The sequence below is a fragment of the Kitasatospora sp. NPDC001119 genome, assembly GCF_053598475.1.
Genome location: NZ_JBSFKI010000099.1, coordinates 1 through 1,414 on the forward strand (window position 1 = coordinate 1; position 1,414 = coordinate 1,414).

Sequence of the window (1,414 nt, forward strand, 5' to 3'; positions counted from 1 at the left end):
AAGAGGGTGTTCTGCGAGTCTTGGGCGGTTCTCGTAGTCCTTGAAGGCAAGTTGTCCGGTTCCGGTACTTCACGGCGGGCCGCCGGCGCGGTGTGCTGACGGATGTGGGTGAGCGTCCTGCGTACCCGAGCGACCTGTCGGATGAAGCCTGGGAGCTGATCCGGCCGGTCCTCACCGCGTGGAAGGCGAGGCATCCCTCGGTCAGCGGCCATGCGGGCCGGTACGAGATGCGGGAGATCGTGAACGCGATCCTCTACCAGGCCCGCACCGGATGCCAGTGGCGCTATCTGCCCCACGACCTGCCACCCAAGAGCGCGGTGTACTACTACTTCGGTACATGGCGCGACGACGGGACCGCCGAGACCATCCACGACCTGCTGCGCTGGCAGGTCCGCGAAAGCCGCAGGCGACACGAGGACCCCACCGCGGTCGTCCTGGACTCCCAGACCGTGCGGGCCTCGACGAACGCGCCGAAGGAGACGACCGGACTGGATCCCGGCAAGAAGAGCCCGGGGCGCAAACGGGGCATCGCCACCGATGTACTCGGCCTGGTCATCGCCGCCGTCGTGGTCGCGGCGAGCGTCCACGACAACGCGATCGGCATCGCGCTGCTGGACAAGGTCGCCCAGAGCGCGCCGACCGTGACCAGGGCATGGGCGGACGCCGGGTTCAAGAACGCCGTGGTCGAGCACGGCGCCGCCCTTGGCATCGATGTGGAGATCGTCCGGCGTGATCCCGGCGCACGCGGGTTCACACCCGAGCCGAGACGGTGGGTGGTCGAGCAGACCCTGGGCACTCTCATGCTCCATCGCAGGCTCGCACGTGACTACGAGGCGAAGCCGGCCAGCTCGGTGGCGGCGATCCACTGGTCCATGACCGACGTGATGCTCCGGCGGCTCACCCGTGCCGCCACCTTGACCTGGCGTGATCCGCCACCGTGGCATCCGCCACCTGTGACCGGCAGGAGCATCGATGAGGGAACTCCTGGACAAAATCGAGTCCCGGCAGCGGCTCATCCGCGAGACAGTCGAACAACTGCGTGAGCGGATCGCCCGTCTCACCGAACAACTCGCGGCCGCCGAAGACACCTTGAAGCGTCTTGAGATCACCCGGGAGACCATCCTGGAACTGGCGGCCGAGACCGGCACAGAGCCGCCGGAGTCGCTGCCGCCCGGATACCGCGCGATCCTGGCGGTCATCGAGGCATCGGAGGAAGGACTCCGGGCCAAAGACGTCTGCCAGGCGATCGGCCTCGCCCCCGAGTCACGGCATATCGAAGGCACCCGCGCCAAGCTCAAACGCCTGGTCAGCCGCGGCATCCTCACCGAACCCGAGCCCGGCGTGTTCGTCCTCACCAACCCGACACCGGCCACCCAGACCTGAACTCCGGCGAAGCCTCACAGAACACCCTCTA

General features: G+C 67.5%; 1 protein-coding gene and 1 pseudogene. Both read left to right on the plus strand.

What is annotated here, in order from left to right; translation table 11 throughout:
* Positions 1 to 104 precede the first annotated feature (104 nt).
* Positions 105 to 926 (plus strand): annotated as a pseudogene (locus ACWDD9_RS43830) (IS5 family transposase); the annotation flags it as partial.
* 46 nt (positions 927 to 972) lie between these two features.
* Positions 973 to 1,383 carry a hypothetical protein gene (locus ACWDD9_RS43835; protein WP_449814785.1) on the plus strand — a complete coding sequence of 137 codons (411 nt, stop codon included), beginning with the start codon at positions 973 to 975 and terminating at the stop codon, positions 1,381 to 1,383.
* Positions 1,384 to 1,414 lie beyond the last annotated feature (31 nt).

Coding starts and splice junctions, on each gene's coding strand:
- ACWDD9_RS43835 (WP_449814785.1), top strand. CDS start 973: ATGAGGGAACTCCTGGACAAAATCGAGTCCCGGCAGCGGCTCATCCGC.